Origin of the sequence: Phyllobacterium sp. 22229 (genome assembly GCF_052056495.1) — a bacterium.
Classification (GTDB): domain Bacteria; phylum Pseudomonadota; class Alphaproteobacteria; order Rhizobiales; family Rhizobiaceae; genus Phyllobacterium; species Phyllobacterium myrsinacearum.
This window is the reverse complement of sequence record NZ_JBQEPA010000006.1, coordinates 188755-207262: the sequence shown is the minus strand read 5'-3', so window position 1 is coordinate 207262 and position 18508 is coordinate 188755. Positions and strand designations below refer to the sequence as shown.

At 60.6% G+C, this 18508-nt stretch carries 21 protein-coding genes; 15 read left to right on the top strand and 6 right to left on the bottom strand.

What is annotated here, in order from left to right; translation table 11 throughout:
- Nucleotide 1: 1 nt before the first annotated feature.
- Complete coding sequence (gene rph, locus ACTJJ7_RS09705; RefSeq protein WP_105734020.1) at nucleotides 2–718, bottom strand: ribonuclease PH; 717 nt, start codon at nucleotides 716–718, stop codon at nucleotides 2–4.
- A gap of 136 nt (nucleotides 719–854) precedes the next feature.
- Between rph and hrcA the strand changes: the two genes are divergently transcribed.
- From hrcA to ACTJJ7_RS09690, 3 genes are all read left to right on the top strand, one after another.
- Nucleotides 855–1925 (top strand): heat-inducible transcriptional repressor HrcA, encoded by a 1071-nt coding sequence (gene hrcA / locus ACTJJ7_RS09700; RefSeq protein ID WP_440966766.1) that lies wholly within the window; start codon nucleotides 855–857, stop codon nucleotides 1923–1925.
- A gap of 126 nt (nucleotides 1926–2051) precedes the next feature.
- Nucleotides 2052–2765 (top strand): nucleotide exchange factor GrpE, encoded by a 714-nt coding sequence (gene grpE / locus ACTJJ7_RS09695; protein ID WP_440966764.1) that lies wholly within the window; start codon nucleotides 2052–2054, stop codon nucleotides 2763–2765.
- Nucleotides 2766–2884: 119 nt separating this feature from the next.
- A complete protein-coding gene (locus ACTJJ7_RS09690) occupies nucleotides 2885–3538 on the top strand; it encodes a trimeric intracellular cation channel family protein (RefSeq protein ID WP_105734023.1) in 654 nt (217 codons plus the stop codon).
- Here ACTJJ7_RS09690 and ACTJJ7_RS09685 read toward each other — a convergent pair.
- The gene (locus ACTJJ7_RS09685) at nucleotides 3530–4522 is read right to left on the bottom strand and encodes an adenosine kinase (protein ID WP_130271474.1); all 993 of its coding nucleotides are present in this window, start codon (nucleotides 4520–4522) and stop codon (nucleotides 3530–3532) included. The genes ACTJJ7_RS09690 and ACTJJ7_RS09685 overlap by 9 nt on opposite strands.
- Nucleotides 4523–4688: 166 nt before the next feature.
- On the opposite strand from ACTJJ7_RS09685, the gene ACTJJ7_RS09680 reads away from it, so the two are divergent.
- Complete coding sequence (locus tag ACTJJ7_RS09680; RefSeq protein ID WP_105734025.1) at nucleotides 4689–5405, top strand: sulfate transporter family protein; 717 nt, start codon at nucleotides 4689–4691, stop codon at nucleotides 5403–5405.
- On the opposite strand, the gene nth is transcribed toward ACTJJ7_RS09680, so the two are convergent.
- On the bottom strand, nucleotides 5402–6169 hold the full coding sequence (gene nth / locus ACTJJ7_RS09675; RefSeq protein WP_245457812.1) for an endonuclease III: 768 nt from the start codon (nucleotides 6167–6169) through the stop codon (nucleotides 5402–5404). The two genes, ACTJJ7_RS09680 and nth, sit on opposite strands and share 4 nt — an antisense overlap.
- A 34-nt stretch (nucleotides 6170–6203) precedes the next feature.
- On the opposite strand from nth, the gene ACTJJ7_RS09670 reads away from it, so the two are divergent.
- Nucleotides 6204–6698, top strand: a complete 495-nt coding sequence (locus ACTJJ7_RS09670; RefSeq protein WP_440966760.1) for a DUF2244 domain-containing protein — start codon at nucleotides 6204–6206, stop codon at nucleotides 6696–6698.
- 132 nt (nucleotides 6699–6830) lie between these two features.
- Nucleotides 6831–7736, top strand: a complete 906-nt coding sequence (locus tag ACTJJ7_RS09665; RefSeq protein ID WP_130271468.1) for a methylated-DNA--[protein]-cysteine S-methyltransferase — start codon at nucleotides 6831–6833, stop codon at nucleotides 7734–7736.
- Nucleotides 7737–7788: 52 nt separating this feature from the next.
- Here the strand turns inward: ACTJJ7_RS09665 and hisC are convergent, their stop codons facing one another.
- Nucleotides 7789–8859 (bottom strand): histidinol-phosphate transaminase, encoded by a 1071-nt coding sequence (hisC, locus tag ACTJJ7_RS09660; protein WP_440966758.1) that lies wholly within the window; start codon nucleotides 8857–8859, stop codon nucleotides 7789–7791.
- 214 nt (nucleotides 8860–9073) lie between these two features.
- Here hisC and ACTJJ7_RS09655 point away from each other — a divergent pair, with 214 nt between their 5' ends.
- The gene (locus tag ACTJJ7_RS09655; RefSeq protein ID WP_440966756.1) at nucleotides 9074–11443 is read left to right on the top strand and encodes a heavy metal translocating P-type ATPase; all 2370 of its coding nucleotides are present in this window, start codon (nucleotides 9074–9076) and stop codon (nucleotides 11441–11443) included.
- A 7-nt stretch (nucleotides 11444–11450) separates the two neighbouring features.
- Nucleotides 11451–11846 (top strand): Cu(I)-responsive transcriptional regulator, encoded by a 396-nt coding sequence (gene cueR / locus ACTJJ7_RS09650; RefSeq protein WP_130271462.1) that lies wholly within the window; start codon nucleotides 11451–11453, stop codon nucleotides 11844–11846.
- On the opposite strand, the gene ACTJJ7_RS09645 is transcribed toward cueR, so the two are convergent.
- The gene (locus tag ACTJJ7_RS09645) at nucleotides 11833–12126 is read right to left on the bottom strand and encodes a Dabb family protein (RefSeq protein WP_130271460.1); all 294 of its coding nucleotides are present in this window, start codon (nucleotides 12124–12126) and stop codon (nucleotides 11833–11835) included. The two genes, cueR and ACTJJ7_RS09645, sit on opposite strands and share 14 nt — an antisense overlap.
- A gap of 14 nt (nucleotides 12127–12140) precedes the next feature.
- Between ACTJJ7_RS09645 and ACTJJ7_RS09640 the strand changes: the two genes are divergently transcribed.
- The 7 genes from ACTJJ7_RS09640 (at nucleotide 12141) to ACTJJ7_RS09610 (ending at nucleotide 17413) form a co-directional block, all read left to right on the top strand.
- Nucleotides 12141–12356, top strand: a complete 216-nt coding sequence (locus ACTJJ7_RS09640) for a hypothetical protein (protein ID WP_105734032.1) — start codon at nucleotides 12141–12143, stop codon at nucleotides 12354–12356.
- A 7-nt stretch (nucleotides 12357–12363) separates the two neighbouring features.
- Nucleotides 12364–15060 (top strand): ATP-binding protein, encoded by a 2697-nt coding sequence (locus ACTJJ7_RS09635; protein WP_440966753.1) that lies wholly within the window; start codon nucleotides 12364–12366, stop codon nucleotides 15058–15060.
- On the top strand, nucleotides 15057–15743 hold the full coding sequence (locus ACTJJ7_RS09630; protein WP_440966751.1) for a response regulator: 687 nt from the start codon (nucleotides 15057–15059) through the stop codon (nucleotides 15741–15743). The genes ACTJJ7_RS09635 and ACTJJ7_RS09630 overlap by 4 nt, the downstream gene beginning before the upstream one ends.
- Nucleotides 15744–15831: 88 nt before the next feature.
- Nucleotides 15832–16293 (top strand): OsmC family protein, encoded by a 462-nt coding sequence (locus ACTJJ7_RS09625; RefSeq protein WP_105734035.1) that lies wholly within the window; start codon nucleotides 15832–15834, stop codon nucleotides 16291–16293.
- Nucleotides 16294–16305: 12 nt separating this feature from the next.
- Nucleotides 16306–16500 carry a glutathione S-transferase gene (locus ACTJJ7_RS09620; RefSeq protein WP_105734036.1) on the top strand — a complete coding sequence of 65 codons (195 nt, stop codon included), beginning with the start codon at nucleotides 16306–16308 and terminating at the stop codon, nucleotides 16498–16500.
- 93 nt (nucleotides 16501–16593) lie between these two features.
- Entirely contained in the window at nucleotides 16594–16926 is a 333-nt protein-coding gene (locus ACTJJ7_RS09615; RefSeq protein ID WP_440966750.1) for an ArsR/SmtB family transcription factor, read from the top strand.
- A 13-nt stretch (nucleotides 16927–16939) separates the two neighbouring features.
- Nucleotides 16940–17413 (top strand): SRPBCC family protein, encoded by a 474-nt coding sequence (locus ACTJJ7_RS09610; protein ID WP_440966748.1) that lies wholly within the window; start codon nucleotides 16940–16942, stop codon nucleotides 17411–17413.
- A gap of 16 nt (nucleotides 17414–17429) precedes the next feature.
- Here ACTJJ7_RS09610 and ACTJJ7_RS09605 read toward each other — a convergent pair whose 3' ends face one another.
- Nucleotides 17430–18383, bottom strand: coding sequence for a DMT family transporter (locus tag ACTJJ7_RS09605; protein WP_130271456.1), 954 nt, complete (start codon nucleotides 18381–18383; stop codon nucleotides 17430–17432).
- Between the last annotated feature and the right edge of the window lie 125 nt (nucleotides 18384–18508).

The window sequence follows — 18508 nt, the reverse complement described above, 5'->3', positions numbered from 1 at the left end:
CTTACGAGACCGCCATTTTCTGCAGGGAAACCAGCCGGGTAATGCCGTTGCGGGCAAGCCCCATCAAGGCCAGCAGCTCGTCCTGCGAGAATGGCTCGCCTTCCGCCGTTCCCTGCACTTCGACGATACCACCTTTGCCGGTCATGACGAAATTGGCATCGGTCTGCGCCGTTGAATCCTCGGCATAGTCGAGGTCGATCACCGGTGTACCATTGGAGATGCCGCAGGAGATCGCCGCGACATGATCCTTCAATACCTTCTCGACCTTGAGCATCTGGCGTGTTTCCATCCAGCGCAGGCATTCGTGCAAGGCAACCCAGCCGCCGGTGATGGCTGCCGTACGGGTGCCGCCATCCGCCTGAATGACATCGCAATCCACGGTGATCTGCACTTCGCCCAGCGCCTGCAGGTCCACGACAGCACGCAGCGAACGGGCGATGAGACGCTGGATTTCCAGTGTGCGGCCGCCCTGCTTGCCGGATGACGCCTCGCGGCGCATGCGATCGCCGGTCGAACGCGGCAGCATGCCGTACTCCGCCGTTACCCAGCCCTTGCCGGTGTTGCGCATCCAGCCCGGTACCTTTTCCTCCAGGCTGGCGGTGCACAGAACGTGGGTATCGCCAAACTTGACCAGGCACGAGCCTTCAGCATGTTTGGAAACGCCGCGCTCGAAGGAAATGGCGCGCATTTCGTCTGGAGCTCGTTTGGAAGGACGCATGGATTGACCTCTTGAAAATATGGTTGTCCGGCCTTTTAGAGCAACGGAGGCTTAAATGGAACCATGAAGCAAAAGCTTTGATGATTGCGCCGACAATGCCTATATTCCCTGACAGAGAACAAGGGCGTCACACAGAATGAACAAGGCAGTTACTCCCGAACCATTGCAGTCCCTCGATCAGCGGTCGCGGGATATTTTCCGGCGCATCGTCGAGAGCTATCTCGGCGACGGCGAACCCGTCGGATCGCGCAACCTGTCGCGTATCCTGCCCGTCGCGCTTTCTCCGGCGACAATCCGCAATGTCATGAGCGATCTCGAGCATCTCGGCCTTGTCTACGCGCCGCACGTCTCGGCGGGACGGCTGCCGACCCAATTGGGCCTGCGGTTCTTTGTCGATGCCTTCATGGAAGTGGGCGACCTTTCCTCCGACGAGCGCAATTCCATCGAGGCGCAGGTACGGGCGGGCGGCGACGCCCAGTCGAGCGAGAACATGCTGACGCAAGCCAGCCAGATCCTGTCGGGCATGTCGCGCGGTGCCGGACTTGTGCTTGCGACCAAAGCGGAAGGCGCGCTCAAGCACATCGAGTTTGTGCGGCTGGAACCCACCAAGGCGCTGGCGGTGCTGGTGACCCAGAGCGGCGATATTGAAAACCGGGTCGTCGATCTGCCGCCCGGCGTGACGCCATCGCAGCTGATCGAAGCATCGAATTTTCTCAACGCGCATATTCAGGGCCGCACCATCACCGAAGCGCGCGCCGAAATTGCCCGGCTCAAAGATGAAACCCAGCAGGCACTCGATACCCTGTCGCAACACCTGGTCGAACAGGGACTGGCCGTCTGGGGCGGCACGGGTGGCGGCCAGCCGCCACGGCTCATCGTGCGCGGGCGCGGGAACCTCCTGGATTCCATCAACGCCGAAGCGGATCTCGACCGGCTGCGCCATCTGTTCGATGATCTCGAAACCAAGGAAGGCACCATACAACTGCTCGATCTGGCGGAAGCAGGATCGGGCGTGCGCATTTTCATCGGCTCCGAGAACAAGCTGTTTTCGCTCTCCGGCTCATCTCTGGTGATCGCGCCCTATCGCGACTCGGAACAGCGGGTGATCGGTGCCCTTGGCGTTATCGGCCCAACCCGGTTGAACTATGCGCGCATTGTTCCGATGGTGGACTACACCGCGCAACTGGTCTCAAGACTGCTGCGCTAATGCCGGGGATGTTGAACCGGGGCATTCCGGCGTGCGAACTTCCGCCGCGCCGGGCATTTGCACTTGATTTTCATGGCCTAAACCTCGATATCCAGCGCACATTCGATTTATGAACGGACAGGATAGATGACTGAAGAAAAGAAACATCATGACGCACCCGATCTCGATCAGCGCGATCTGAAGAATCCGCGCGACCGTGATGCGCTGAAGCGTGCCGCCGATGATTTTCTGAAATCGCGCAAGGCCGAAGAATATGCCATGGCGCAGGAAGAGGAAGAACAGGCGCAGGCGGCCAGCAGCGTTGAATTGGATGCGTTGCGCGGCGAAAACGGCGATCTGCGCGATCAGCTGCTGCGTCTGGCCGCCGACATGGAAAACCTGCGCAAGCGCACCGCCCGTGATGTTCACGATGCGCGGTCCTATTCGGTTGCCAATTTCGCCCGCGACATGCTTTCCGTCTCCGACAATCTGAAGCGCGCGCTCGAAGCCATTCCGGCCGATGCCCTCGCCAATGGCGATGCGGGTTTCAAGGCATTGGCCGAAGGCGTGGAAATGACCGAGCGCTCGATGATGTCAGCGCTGGAACGCCACGGCGTCAAGAAGATCGAGCCGCAGGGCCAGCGTTTCGACCCGAATTTCCATCAGGCCATGTACGAAATCCCCAACGCCGACGTGCCGCACAACACTGTGCTGCAGGTGGCGCAGGCCGGTTTCGTCATCGGTGACCGCATGCTGCGCCCGGCGCTCGTCGGCGTCTCCAAGGGCGGTCCGAAGCAGGCAGCCGGCGAAGGCCAGGCAGAGCCGGGCCCGATCAACCCGCAGGCGGAAAAAGACGCATAATCACAGCGTTCTCTCAACGGCAAAGGCCAGATTCCGGTAACGGCGTCTGGCCTTTTTCATTTAGCTGTTTACGCTCCGTATCGGTCATGTTCTACCTTTTATATGGAGGGGAACAGCCGATGACATCGATCCAGATATTCAACTATGCGGGCGTTTTCGTTTTCGCCGCGACGGGCGGGCTCGCTGCCTCGCGCCGCCAGCTCGATATCATCGCTTTCGTGTTCCTGGCTGCGGTAACGGGCATCGGCGGCGGCACCCTGCGCGACCTCATCCTCGGCGTCCCCGTCTTCTGGGTCCGGGAGCCCGGCTATATCCTCGTTTGTGCCGCGGCGGCAATCATCGTCTATTTCTCCGCCAATCTCCTGGAATCACGCTACCGGCTTCTGCTGTGGCTCGATGCGCTGGGGCTTTCGGCCTACAGCGTCATGGGCGCGGCGAAGGCACTGGCGCTCGGCTTCAGCCCGACAATCGCCGTGGTCACAGGCATTTTGACGGCCACGTTCGGCGGCGTGCTGCGTGATATCGTTTCCGGGGAACCGTCAGTGCTGATGCGGCGCGAAATCTACGTCACTGCGGCGCTTGCCGGTTCCGCCGCCTATACGCTGCTGCTGGGGCTTTCGGCAGGGCCGGAAATGTCGGCCCTGCTCGCCGCCCTGACCGCCTTTGCGGTGCGCGGCGGCGCGCTTTACTTCGGCTGGACCCTGCCGAACTACCACAAGGTGGGCCGCACGCCTGAAGAGCTCAAGCGTGACGGCATCGTCCGGTCAGAGTAAGCCGGCCTGCTGGGCTGCCACTTTCAGGTTCTGCGCCGGACGCGGGCCAATCTGCTGGATCACGAGACCGGCGGTGAGCGACCCCAACCGCGCGCAATCGGTCAATGAGCGGCCATTGGTGTAGCCGAACAGGAAGCCCGAGGCATAGAGATCACCCGCACCCGTCGTATCGACAAGCTCGGCGATCTCGATCGCCGGAACGGCAACGGTTTCGTCCTTCGAGACAACCACTGAGCCCTTTTCCGAGCGGGTGATGGCCGCAAGCTTGCAATCCTTGCGGATGGCATCGAGCCCCTTCTCGAAATCGTCGGTCTGGTACAGCGACTTCAGTTCCGCCTCGTTGGCAAAGACGATATCAACCGTGCCGGAACGCATCAGGTCGAGGAATTCCTCGCGATAGCGATCCACGCAGAACGGATCCGACAGCGTCATCGATACTTCGCGCTTGTGCTCATGCGCAATTTTCGCTGACAGGCGGATGGCTTCCTTGGCCCGGGGCGGATCCCAGAGATAACCTTCAAAATAGGTGACCTTGGCTTCCGATACCTTGGAGCTTTCCACGTCTTCCGGTCCAAGCTCGACACAGGCACCGAGATAGGTGTTCATGGAGCGTTCGCCGTCGGGCGTGACGAAAATCATCGAGCGGGCCGTGGGCGGCGGCGCTTTCAGCACACGCGTATCGAAGGCAACGCCCTGCGCGCGGATATCGTGGGTAAAGATATGGCCGAGCGGATCGTCGGCGACCTTGCCGAAATAGGCGGCGCGGCCGCCAAGACTGGCAACGCCGGCTGCGGTGTTGCCAGCACTTCCGCCAGAAGCTTCGATGGCCGGTCCCATGCGTTCATACAAAAATTCCGCACGATCGGCATCGATCAGATTCATCGCATTCTTGATGATACCGTTCTTGACGATGAAATCATCATCCGTGCGGGCGATGATATCGACAATGGCATTGCCGATGCAAAGCACGTCATAACTCGACATGAAAACTCCAGGATTGATTCAATTGCAGTTCTTGGCCTCTGGTTCGCCAAGTCCTAGCTGGAACAGCGGGCCTTGACTACCCCTAATGCGCGCGGGCGCCTTGTCTCTACAGGACGCGCGCCTTATGTCCCAAACATTGGAAAGACCGGAAAGGAAGAACGGTACCATGATTTTTGACAGCGCCCAGGCCGCAGCAAGTCACCTGTTCCGGCCTGAATTCCGTTCTGTCCTGTGGAAGTCACTCGGAATGACCGTGCTTCTGCTGATCGGCGCCTGGTTCGGGCTACGGGAACTCTTTGCCTTGCTGGCATTGCCCTTTTTCGATCAATGGATACCGGACCTGCCATCCTGGGCCGGGTGGCTCGGCTTTGTCGCCGGTATATTCGCCAGTATCGCCCTGGCGCTCGGTCTGGCACTGCTGATTGCGCCGGTCTCGGCCATCGTTGCCGGATTGTTTCTCGACGATGTGGCTGAAGTTGTGGAAAAGTCGGATTACCCGCTCGATCCGAAGGGCCGCCCGCTGCCGGTACTGCGCTCCTTCGTGCTTTCGCTGAAATTCCTCGGCATCGTTATTCTCGGCAATATCATCGCGCTGCTGATGCTTCTCATTCCCGGCGTCAACATCATCGCGTTCTTCGTGGTCAACGGCTACCTGCTTGGCCGGGAATTCTTCGAGTTTGCCGCCATGCGCTTCCGCCCGGAAATGGAAGCCAAGGCGCTGCGGTCCAAACATGCAATGACGGTTTTCCTGGCCGGTCTCGTCATTGCGGCCTTCATGGCCATCCCGATCCTCAACCTTTTAACCCCGCTGTTTGCCGCCGCCATGATGGTGCATCTGCACAAGGCGGTTGCGCAGTCGGAACCGCCTGCAGCGTTGCGTTAAAACACCTGCGGAGGCAACGGCACCAGCGGCGCGGGCAGTTCCGCTGTTTTTTCCGCCGACTTGCAGATATCCGCGATGACGCAGGCCGTGCATTCGGGCTTACGGGCCTTGCAGACATAGCGGCCATGCAGGATCAGCCAGTGATGGGCATGGTAGAGATATTCCGCCGGAATGATCTTCATCAATTTGGCTTCCACCTGATCCGGTGTCTTGCCCGGCGCAAGACCCAGCCGGTTGCCAATGCGGAATATATGCGTGTCGACGGCCATCGTCGCCTGCCCGAACGCCATGCTGAGCACCACATTGGCCGTCTTGCGGCCGACACCGGGGAGCTTGACCAGCTCGTCGCGGTTGTCCGGCACCTCGCTGCCATAGTCGCGGATCAGGGCTTCCGACAGGGCAATGACGTTCTTCGCCTTGTTGCGCCAGAGGCCGATGGTGCGGATGTACTCGCCGACCTTTTCCACGCCGAGATCGCGCATCTTTTCCGGCGTATCGGCCACCTTGAAGAGTGCGCGGGTGGCCTTGTTGACGCCGACATCCGTCGCCTGGGCCGAAAGCGCAACCGCAACCAAAAGGGTAAAGGCATTGACGTGCTCAAGCTCACCCTTGGGCTCCGGCCGCTGGATGGAGAACCGGCGAAAAATCTCGTGGATTTCATCGGCGGTGTAACGCGTACCCGCGACAAGGCGCGGCCGCTTCACCGGCTTTTCAGCGATGCCGCTCACGTCAATCTGATCAAGTTTGCTCTTGGGATTTTCCATCACCCTTCTATACTCAAGCGTCATGAGCCAAACAATGAACCCAATTGACGCTGCCGCGCGCAATGAAGAAGAAATTTTCCGCGCCCTGCTGGTGCCGCACCGGTCGCTTGGCCGGAAAGGCTTTCTCATTGTCATGGCCGCGATCGGCGGATGCAGTTTTCTGACCGGTCTTTTCTTCCTGTCGCTGGGGGCATGGCCGGTTTTCGGCTTTTTCGGCCTTGACGTCCTCGTGGTCTACCTTGCCTTCCGGATGAACTACACCGCAGCAAAGGCGCATGAAGAGGTCAGTGTTTCAAGGATCGCGCTGCAGATCAGGCAGGTAGCGCCGTCGGGCCGGACCAACCTGCACGAATTCAACCCGTTCTGGACCCGCTTTGACGTCGCGCGGCACGCGGAAATCGGCATCACTTCCATGCGGGTGGAGGGACAGGGCAAGGCTGTGACCATCGGCTCGTTTCTCAATCCCGATGACCGGGAAAGCTTTGCTCTGGCATTCACCCGGGCCTTGGCGGCGGCCAAAAGCCGGTAGTTTTCATATCACGCAAGAATCGGGTGGCAGATCAGGCCCCTGCATGGTCATATGACACTCAACATGAATTGAAAACCTGATCTGCCTTTGCGGTGCAACGCATCCGGATCAGGCCGGAATGAGGTAACGACCATGAAACCGCATGCCATACTTCAGAACGATATTACGCCTTCGGGCAATGATTATGCCATTGTCAGCCATATCATTGAGCGAATCAGCGAGGATTATCGCGACCAGCCATCGCTCGAGGTCCTGGCCAGGGAGGCAGGCCTTTCGCCTACGGCCCTGCAGAAGCTTTTCACCCGCTGGGCCGGCCTGTCGCCCAAGGGCTTTCTGCAGGCAGTGACGATCGACCATGCCCGCCGCCTGCTTGACGAGGGCATGCCGCTGCTGGAGACGGCGCTGGAAACCGGCCTGTCCGGGCCAAGCCGCCTGCACGATCTGTTCGTCACCCATGAAGGCATGTCGCCGGGCGATTACAAGACCCGCGGTGCGGGCCTCGTCATCCGTTACGGCTTCCATATCTCGCCCTTCGGGCGGGCGCTGGTGATGGTGACGGATCGCGGGCTGGCGGGCCTTGCCTTTGCCGATCAGGGGCACGAGCGTGAAACCATGGAAGACATGACATCGCGGTGGCCCAATGCCACCTATGTCGAAGATCTTGGCGCCACCTCACCCTATGCAGCACGGGTGTTCAACCCGGCTGAATGGCGTTCGGACCGGCCGCTGAAAGTGGTGATGATCGGCACGGACTTCCAGCTGCGTGTCTGGGAAGCCCTGTTGAAGGTGCCAATGGGCAAGGCTTGCGCCTATTCGGACATTGCCCAGGAAATCGGCTCGCCCAAAGCGTCCCGCGCCGTTGGTGCCGCGGTGGGCGCCAATCCGATTTCCTTCGTGGTTCCCTGTCATCGCGCCGTCGGCAAATCCGGCGCCCTCACCGGCTATCACTGGGGACTGACCCGCAAACGCGCCATTCTTGGCTGGGAAGCCGGACAGATGGGCGACGGCACGCAGCTCGACATGGCCCGCTCCGGCTGATCACCACATCCTCCCGAGACACCCATCAAGGCCCGGCAGAAATGCCGGGCTTTCATCCTTTCAACGATGCGATCACATCTGCCAAGCCGGACAGGAGCTTTTCACACTCTTCGTCCGTGCCGATGCTGATACGCAGATAGTCGTGTATGCGCGGTTTCGGGAAATGCCTGACCAGAATGGCCCTGCTTCTAAGCTCGGCAGCGACCTGCGCGCCGGCTAGCGTAGCATGGCGTGCAAACAGAAAATTGGCCGCCGAGGGAAGAACCTCAAACTGCAGCGCGCGCAGGGCGGCGCACAATCTTTCCCGCGTGGCCACAATCCGATCGCGCTTATCTTCGAACCATGCCCGGTCCTCCCACGCGGCAACCGCTCCCGCGATGGCGAGACGGTCGAGGGGATAGGAGTTGAAACTGTCCTTCACCCGTTGCAGTGCTTCAATCAGCGGAGGCTGTCCGACGGCAAAGCCAACGCGCAGACCAGCAAGGCCGCGCGATTTTGAAAACGTCTGGGTCACGAGCAGATTGGGATAATGCGCAACCAGAGGAATGGCACTCTCCGCACCAAAATCCACATAGGCTTCATCGATCACCACAACCTGATCCGGGTGATCGATAAGCAATGCCTCGATTTCCGTCAGGGGCAAGGCTGTGCCGGTGGGAGCATTCGGATTGGGCAGGATGATCGCACCGCATGGCTGCCGGTAGTCGGAAATGCGCACCGCCATCGTGTCATCGAGCGGAACAGCCCGAAAATCTATTGCGTAGAGGCGGCAGTAGGTGGGGAAGAAACTGTAGGTGATATCGGGAAACAGCAAAGGCTTGTCGTGTTTGAGCAGTGCCTGGAAAACATGGGCCAGCACTTCGTCAGATCCGTTGCCGGCAAAGATGTGATTGGCATCAAGCCCATGGCTTTTGGCGATGGCTTCTCTCAACCTGTGCGCCGTTGGATCGGGATAAAGCCGCAACGTTTCCGTCGTCTCGGCTGTTATGGCCGCCAATGCGCGCGGTGACGGACCATATGGGTTTTCATTGGTGTTCAGCTTGGTCAGATCGGGCAGCACCGGTTGCTCGCCCGCGACATACGGGGTCAATGTGTGCACGAGGGGGCTCCAAAAACGGCTCATCAAAATGTCCAGTACTGCCTTGGCGGGGTGATCACGATTCAAGCGAACAGTGCGTGTTGCTTCCCCTACCATGGCAAAAACCGGCTTTTGCAACAATCGAAATCCCCAGCCATTGCGCTGTGCTGCAGAAACTTTCGGGCAGGCCTTGACCTTCCAGTTACTGGAAGAATTACCTTTGCAGCACTATCTTCCCGTACATGTCGAAAGTTCCATCATGAAACATGACCATCACGACCACAATCACGCCCATGGCACCCACGGCCACAGCTGTTGCAGCACGCACGCGGCGCAGGCCGAGGTCACGCGTGATCCGGTCTGCGGCATGAGCGTGGACCGGGCAACGGCAAAGCATTTCCTGCAGCACGACAATGAGACCTATTATTTCTGCTCGGCCGGCTGCATGGCGAAATTCGAAAAAGCGCCACAGGATTATCTCGGCGGCAGGCCAGCGCCAAAGCCGATGCCGGCGGGAACCCAATATACCTGTCCGATGCATCCGGAAATCGTCAGAGACCATCCAGGGTCATGCCCGCTGTGCGGCATGGCGCTCGAACCCATGGGCATTCCCACCGGAGATGAAGGTCCAAACCCTGAACTCGTCGATTTCACCCGCCGGTTCTGGATCAGCGCGCTCTGTTCCATACCGCTGCTCTTCATCACCATGGGCCCCATGCTTGGCCTGCCCCGCGACTGGATCGGCGAAAGCCGTGCGATCTGGCTGGAGTTGGCCCTCGCCACCCCCGTTGTCCTGTGGGCGGCCATACCCTTCTTCGAACGCGCCTGGGCGTCCTTTGTCAACCGCAGCCCCAACATGTGGACACTCATCGCCATCGGCGTCGGTGCAGCCTATGCCTTCAGTGTCGTGGCAACCCTCGTCCCCGGCATTTTCCCGCATGCCTTCCGCATGCATGGCGGCAGCGTGCCGGTTTATTTCGAGGCGGCGGCGGTTATCGTTACGCTTGTCTTCCTCGGACAAATCCTGGAGCTGAAGGCGCGCGAACGCACCGGGTCCGCTATTCGCGCCCTGCTCGACCTTGCGCCCAAAACCGCGCGCCGTGTGGCTGCGGACGGAACGGAAAGCGATATCCCGCTGGACGAGGTCGTGGCCGGCGACCGGCTGCGGGTGCGTCCGGGCGACAGCGTGCCGGTGGACGGCATCGTGCTGGAAGGCCGCTCGTCCATCGACGAATCCATGCTGACGGGCGAACCGCTGCCGGTTGAAAAGACTGAGAATGATGGGGTGACCGGCGGTACGCTCAACCGCAACGGCACGCTGCTGATCAAGGCGGAAAAGGTGGGTGCCGATACGGTCCTGTCGCAGATCGTCGGCATGGTCGCCACCGCCCAACGCTCCCGCGCGCCCATTCAGGGTCTGGCAGACCGCGTTGCCAGCTATTTCGTGCCTGCGGTGGTTCTCGTTGCCATCGTCTCGTTCATCGCCTGGGCCTGGTTCGGACCGGAACCTGGCATGATCTACGGCCTTGTCGCGGCCGTTTCGGTGCTGATTATCGCTTGCCCCTGCGCGCTTGGCCTGGCAACGCCCATGTCGATCATGACCGCCACCGGGCGCGGCGCGCAGGCCGGTGTCCTGATCAAGGATGCGGAAGCGCTGGAACGTTTTGCCGGTGTCGACACGTTGATCGTGGACAAGACCGGTACCCTCACCGAAGGCAAGCCCAAACTCACCGATATCGTGACGGCAGGCGCGCTGACCGACGACCAGTTGCTGATTCTTGCCGCCAGCCTCGAAAAAGGTTCGGAACATCCGCTTGCAGAAGCCATTGTCGACGGCGCAAAAGCCCGCGCTCTCACCTTGCTCAAGGCCGAGACGTTCGAAGCGGTAACCGGCAAGGGCGTTTCCGGCAGTATCGGCGGGCAGTCCGTCGCTCTTGGCAACAAGGCCATGATGCAGGATGCCGGCGCCGACATATCCGCCCTGAGCGCGAAGGCCGATGCACTGCGGACCGGCGGCAAGAGTGTCCTGTTCATAGCGGTTGGCGGCACGGCCGCCGGCATTATCGCGGTGGCCGACCCGATCAAGGCGACGACGGCCGAGGCGATCCGCCTGCTGCACAAGGCCGGCCTCACCATCATCATGGCGACGGGTGACAACCAGATCACCGCCCAGGCGGTCGCCGCCCAGCTCGGCATCGATGAAGTGCGTGCCGACATGATGCCCGAGAGCAAGAAACGGCTGGTCGACGAGCTCCGGGCCAAGGGCGCAAAGATCGCCATGGCCGGTGACGGTGTAAACGATGCTCCAGCGCTTGCCGCGGCCGATGTCGGCATTGCCATGGGCACGGGCGCCGATGTCGCGATGGAAAGCGCGGGCATTACCCTGGTGAAGGGCGATCTCAACGGCATTGTCCGTGCCCGTCATCTCGCCGATGCAACCATCCGCAACATCAAGCAGAACCTGTTCTTTGCTTTTATCTACAATGTGCTTGGCGTACCGGTTGCAGCAGGCGTTCTCTACCCCGTCTTCGGCGCCATGCTTTCGCCCATGCTGGCGGCAGCGGCAATGAGCCTTTCCTCCGTGTCGGTCATTGCCAATGCGTTGCGCCTGCGCGCATTGAAACTGTGAGGTTGCCATGAATATCGGCCATGCATCGGAAAAATCGGGCCTGCCGGCCAAAACGATCCGCTACTATGAGGATATCGGGCTGTTGAAACCCGACCGGTCGGACAACGGCTACCGGGATTATTCAATGTCGGATGTCCACAAGCTGCGTTTCCTGCAACGCGCGCGCGGGCTGGGATTTTCCGTCGAGGAATGCCGCCAGCTTCTGGCCCTCTACGAAGACAAGGACCGCGCGAGCTCCGATGTCAAAAGCATCGCCAGAACAAAGCTGAAGGAAATCGAGCGCAAGATCACCGAACTGCGCGAACTGCAGCACACATTGCAGCACCTGGTCGCCCATTGCCATGGCGACCAGCGGCCGGACTGCCCGATTCTGGAACGTATTTCCGGTACTAGGCCAGAGTAGAGACCACATCGGCTGAAATGCGCAGTTCGCGCAAGGGGCGAACCACCGCTGTGGTTTCACTGTAGATCGGGTGTGCCTTGTAGGCGGCCAAAGCCTCGGCGCTCGCAAACTCGCCGTAAACAACGACATCGATTTCACCCGAGATCGGATCGGTCTTGGTGTTCTTCATGACCTCGAACACGAGGGAATGCGGAATTTCTCCAAGCCGCTTGAGACGCGTGTGAATCGTGTCGACATCATCCGGATTGCGGGCGCTGAAGAATACAATATGGCGGATCACGGTCTTGTTCCTGCTTGATCGAACTGGCGCGGACTTTTAAAGCACCCGCCTTCGGCGTCAATAGATGTGCTGTCGCAGGCGGCTTTCATGACCGGCAATTTTGCCGGTCCGGCGTGGATTCTGCGCTGGTGGCCGCAACCACGCGGCATCCTGTCCTTGGCATTTCCACCAAGGGTGGGGTAAAGGTTCTGGCGCTCAACCGGCGCAAGCGACCTGAAAAAGCAAACTGAGGCGTATATGGCCGACCACGGTCAACAGACACGACCCGATCCTGACAAGCTGCTGGAGCTGGCAACGCGCGAATCGCGCGGCAAGCTGACCGTTTTCCTCGGAGCTGCCCCCGGCGTCGGTAAAACCTATGCCATGCTGGTGCGGGCGCAGCGCCTGAAGGACGACGGCACGGACATCGTCATCGGCCTTGCCGAGACGCATGGGCGCGCGGAAACCGCCGAACTTCTTGAGGGGCTGGAGGTGCTGCCGCGCAAGCAGATCGGCTACAGGGACCGCACGCTGGAGGAATTCGACCTTGATGCAGCCCTGGCGCGCAAGCCAAAGGTGCTGGTCCTTGACGAGCTGGCCCACACCAATGCGCCCGGCAGCCGTCATCCGAAGCGTCATCAGGATATCGAGGAATTGATCTGGCAGGGTATCGATGTCTGGACTGCGATGAATGTCCAGCATCTGGAGAGCCTGTCCGACCTCGTCACAAAGATCACGGGCGTGACCGTTCGCGAGACCGTGCCGGATGTGGTCCTCAAGCGTGCCGATGAGGTGCTGCTGGTCGATCTGCCGCCGGCGGAACTCATTGCCCGGCTGAAGGAGGGCAAGGTCTACCTGCCCGGCAACGCCGAACGGGCAGCGCGGGGTTTCTTCAAGCCGGCCAACCTTACCGCCTTGCGCGAGCTTGCCCTGCGCCGTACCGCCGATCGCGTCGATGACCAGATGATCGACCTGTTGCGGCAAAACGCGATCGAAGGCCCTTGGGCCACCGGCGAGCGGCTGTTGGTCTGCGTTGGACCGGATAGCCTGTCCGAAAAGGTCGTCCGCACCGCAAGCCGCCTCGCCTCGGGCCTCAACGCCCGGTGGCTGGTGGTTTCACTGACCAAGACCAGCGATGCGGGCATGGACACGGTGGCAAACCAGCGGCTTGATGAAATCCTTGACCTGGCAGAAAGGCTCGGCGCGGAAACGCGGCGCGTGATTGCCCGGGACTTTGTCGACGAGATTTTCCGCATTGCCCGGCGCGAGAACGTGACACAGGTCGTGCTCGGCCGCCCGAAGGGCAAGCGCTTCTCCAACCCATTCCGGCGGTCGCTTCCCGACGAGATCGTCAAACGCTTCACCGATGTCGGCGTCCATATTGTCACCGGGGATGAACAGGACAAACCCTATGTGCCGCCGGCGCCGCAGAAGCGCTCGGCGCGCGATCTCGCCATATCCATCGCCATTCCGATAGCGGCGACGGCCGTGACGACGCTTCTGGGGCTTGGCGCCAGTGAAATCGTCCACCCGCAAAATCTTTCCATGCTCTACCTCGTTGCCGTTATCCTGTCGGCGATGTCGAGCGGGCGTTTTGCAGCCATCATTGCTGCCGGCCTGTCATTTGTTCTCTACAACTACTTTTTCATCGAGCCGGTCCACAATTTAAGCATAGCCAAACCGCATCAGCTGTTTTCACTGATCATCTTTCTCGGCGTGGCCCTGATGATCGGCGATCTCGCCGGGCGTTTGCGCGACCAGGTGGCACGATCGCGCAATCAGGCAAAGAATACGCAGGCCCTTTACGAATTCTCGCGCAAGCTATCGGGCACAGCGCGGCTCGATGATGTGCTTGTGGCCGCGGCCATGCACCTGCATTCAACGCTTGGAACGGGTGTGGTGATCCTGCTGCCGGAAGACGGCGAGCTGTCACTGCAGACCGCCTGGCCGCCTGATATGACGCTCGACAACACCGACATGACCGCCGTGCGCTGGGCATTTGAGAAGAATGAACGGTCCGGGCATGATACGGGGACGCTGCCGCAGATCGACTGGCTGTTCCTGCCGATCATGACGTCGCATGGTGTCGCCGGCGTGCTTGGCCTTTCCATGACCGAGCATCCGACCTCTCTGACGGAAAACGAAGACCGCATGCTGGTTGCCATTCTCGACCAGACGGCGATTGCCATTGACCGCGCCCAGCTGGTGCGCGAAAATGCCAAGACAGCGGCGTTGCAGGAAAGCGAAAAACTGCACGCAGCGCTGTTCTCTTCGCTTTCGCACGACCTGAAGACACCGCTGGCCTCGATCACGGGGGCCGTCACCACGCTGCGCGAGCTTGGCAGCCGCATCAAACCGGAAAGCCGGGACGACCTCCTGCTCTCCATCGAGGAGGAATCTGGGCGGCTGACCCGCTTTGTTTCCAACCTCTTCGATATGACCCGCATCGAAGCTGGAACGCTGAAGGTCAAGCACAGCCCCGTCGATGCGGCGGATATCATCATTTCATCGGTTGAGCGTATGAAACGGCTCAAACCGGGCGTTGCCATCGAGATCAGCATTGCTCCGGACCTTGCCACCGTCAGCGGGGATTCGTCCCTGCTTGGACAGGTGCTGTTCAACCTGCTTGACAATGCGGCCAAATATGGCGGCGATGGCCCGATTGCCATCTATGCCAAGCAGGATGCGACAGAGGTGGCAATCAGCGTTACCGACCAGGGCAAGGGCATTCCGGCAAGGGATATCGACCGCATCTTCGAAAAGTTCTACCGTCGTGTCAAAGGCGATGGCCGGGCAGCGGGAACCGGCCTCGGACTGTCGATCTGCCGTGGCTTCGTTGAAGCGATGGGCGGCACGATCAAGGCGGAAAGTCCGGCAATCCGCAAGCGTGGCACGCGATTTATTATCCGGCTTCCTATTTTCGATGCAACCACGAGCGGAGACGCGCCATCATGAACGAGAACCGCATCCTGGTTGTCGACGACGAGCCGCAGATCCAGCGTTTCCTGCATCCGGCGCTGACGGCGTCGGGCTATGACGTCATCTCCGCCGCCACCGCTGCGGATGCCGAACGGCTGATCGCCACCAGCGCTCCCGACCTGGTCATTCTCGACCTTGGCCTGCCTGACAAGGACGGCAAGGAGGTCATCAAAACGGTGCGCGCTTTTTCCGAAGTGCCCATCATTGTCCTGTCAGCCCGCGACCGGGAAGTCGAGAAGATTGCCGCACTTGATCTCGGCGCCAATGACTACGTGGAAAAGCCGTTCGGCATCGGCGAGCTTCTGGCACGCGTGCGCACGGCGCTACGCCAGAAAGTGGCGGGAACCAGCGTTCCCTCGCGCTTTGAAAGCAACGGCCTCGTCGTCGACATGGTCAAGCGGGTGGTGACACTCAGGGGTGAGGCCGTGCACCTGACCCGCAAGGAATACCAGCTGCTGGTCCACCTCGTCCTGCATCCCGGTCTTGTCGTGACCCATCGCCATCTCCTGGCGTCAATCTGGGGAGCGGCCCATGTTGAAGATCTGCATTACCTCAGGGTTTTTGTCGGGCAGCTGCGCGCCAAGATCGAGGAAGATCCGAACCATCCGCACTTCATCCGCACCGAGCCCGGCGTCGGTTACCGGTTCATCGCGGAATAGGAACCGGCCGCAGCCTGAATTCCTGTCGACAATTGCCGCGAGCTTTGACAAGCTCCGGTCAATTCAACAGCAGATTCGGGAAACGCCCATGACCTCCTTTAGCGCGACGGTTCTATGGAACCGTGCTCCAGATGCCGCATTTACCGACAACAAATACAGCCGCGCCCATGTCTGGCAGTTCGACGGCGGCGCTGAGGTGCCCGCCTCCTCATCGCCGCATATTGTCCGCCTGCCCTATTCCGCAGCGGAGAATGTCGACCCGGAGGAGGCATTCGTCGCCTCGCTTTCCAGCTGTCACATGCTGTTCTTCCTGGCGGGTGCGGCCAAAAGCGGCTTCGTCGTTGATGAATACCGCGATGCGGCAAGCGGCGAACTCGGCAAGAACGAGCAGGGCAAGCTGTTCGTCAGCAAGGTCGTGCTCAAGCCGCATGTCCGCTATGCCGGCGCCGCACCGGACAGGGCAGCGGAAGAACACCTGCACCACGAGGCGCATGCGCAATGCTTCATCGCCAATTCCGTGCGTACCGATATCAGCGTCGACCTGGCTTAAGGAGAAAACATCATGTCAGACCTGAAAATCAGCGACGCGGTCAACACAACCTGTCCCTGGTCGGGCGATCCTATCAGCGAAGACAGTCTCACGCTCTACAAGGGTGCCGTTGTCGGCTTCTGCAACCCCGGCTGCCGCGATAAATTCGAGAAAGCGGTCAATCACTTCGAGGAAGCGCTGGCGCACAACAGACACGCAAGCGTCTGACTTTTCCAAGTCCTTTCCGGGCTCGGATCATGCGGTTTCGCGATGGCGTCCAAGCCTGATTGACAAACTTCGCCAGCGGGTTTACTTAAGCATATGCTTAACCAACAAACCCCACTTGATCTCATGTTTCAGGCGCTGGCGGATCCGTCCCGGCGCTTCATGGTGGAAAGGCTCAGCCGCGGCCCGGCCTCGGTCAGCGAACTGGCGAAGCCGCTGACCATGTCCTTGCCCGCCGTGGTGCAGCATCTGCAGGTGCTGGAGAACAGCGGCCTGATCCGCACCGAGAAAGTCGGCCGGGTGCGCACATGCCACATCGAATGGGCCGCCATGCGAACGGCCGAGCAATGGATGGATGAACGGCGCAAATCATGGGAGCGCCGGCTGGACCGGCTGGGCGAGTTTCTGGCCGAGGACGGCAATCAATAACCGGAGCGAAGGCATGACGAAGAGATCTGTCAAACACGATACATTCACCATTGAGCGCAGCTATGCGGCGGCCCCGGCGCGCGTCTTCTTTGCGCTCAGCGACAAGACCGCCAAGAGCAAATGGTTCGCCGGCCCCGACGACTGGGGCGTCGCCCGGTTCGAGATGGATTTCCGGATCGGCGGCCGCGAGACCAACAGCGGCGGACCAAAGGGCGGGCCGGTGCATAGGTTCGAGGCCATCTATCAGGATATCGTCCCGGACCAGCGCATCATCTACAGCTATGACATGTATCTCGACGACAGGCGTATTTCCGTCTCGCTGGCGACGATGGAACTCAAGCCGGAAGGCACCGGCACAAAACTCGTCTTCACCGAACAGGGCGCCTTTCTCGACGGATATGACGAGCCCGGACAACGCAGGCGCGGCACGGAAGACCTGCTTGACGCTCTCGGCGCATCGCTGAAAGGCGCACCGGTCAACGCCTGATCCACCGTTTCCGGCCTCAGACCGGATCGCCGGAACCGGTGACGATGGTTTCGGCCGGTTCCGCCTTCATCCGCCCCTGCCGCTTCAGCTGCTGTTCGCGGAAGAAGATGAACAGGCCTGACGCCACGATAAAGCCCGAACCGATCAGCATGGGCAGGCGCGGCACATCGCCAAACACCAGCCAGCCGAACACGATGGCCCAGAACAGAAGCGTATATTGCAACGGCGCAACGGTCGCCGCATCGGCCATCTTGAGCGCCCGGTTGACCAGCATATGCGCCAGCATGGCGACAACGCCGAGCACGGCGAGCAGGACCAGATCCCGGGGGCTGACCGGCTTCCAGTCGAAATAGAGCGTGGCAGCGCCCGCAAGACCGGCGCCGACAATCTGCCAGAACACCAGCGTCGTATCGGGCGTGCCACGCAGCGAACGGCCGAGCAGCAGCATCAGGGCGAAGGTCATGCTGCCCAGAATCGAGATGATCGCCTGCGGCGTGAGGGCCTGCGACGACGGCTCCAGGGCAATGACGACACCGATGAAACCGACGATGATGGCGCTCCACCGGCGCCAGCCGACGGGCTCCTTCAGCACGAGCGGCGAGATCGCGGCGACATAGATCGGGGCGGCCAGCCAATAGGTCATGACATCGGCCAGCGGCAGATAGACGACGGCGAAGTAGAAGGCGAAAATCTCCGCCGTCGATGCGGCAACGCGGGCAAGCTGCAGGACCGGGCGGTCCACCTGCAGGATTTTCTTCGGCCCCGAATACCAGAGGAATGGCGCGAGAATGATCAGGGCGGCGACGCTGCGGACAAAGACGACCTGACCGACGGAATAGGTCGACACCAGCCATTTGCCCATCACGTCGTTCAGGGCGAACATCAGCATGCCCAGCAGCATCAACAGGACACCGGTGCGCGCCAGAGATGATTCGGGCGTTCCGGAAAGGGCAACCGGGCGGGCAGACATGGGAGCTTCCTCGATTCTGATCTTTTTCAGAATGGTTTGATTGATTTTCTCGCGCTAATCCAGTCGAAAACAGCAAACGCCATGCATGCCCGCGAAATAGTTTCCAGCGACGACGATCCCGTCCC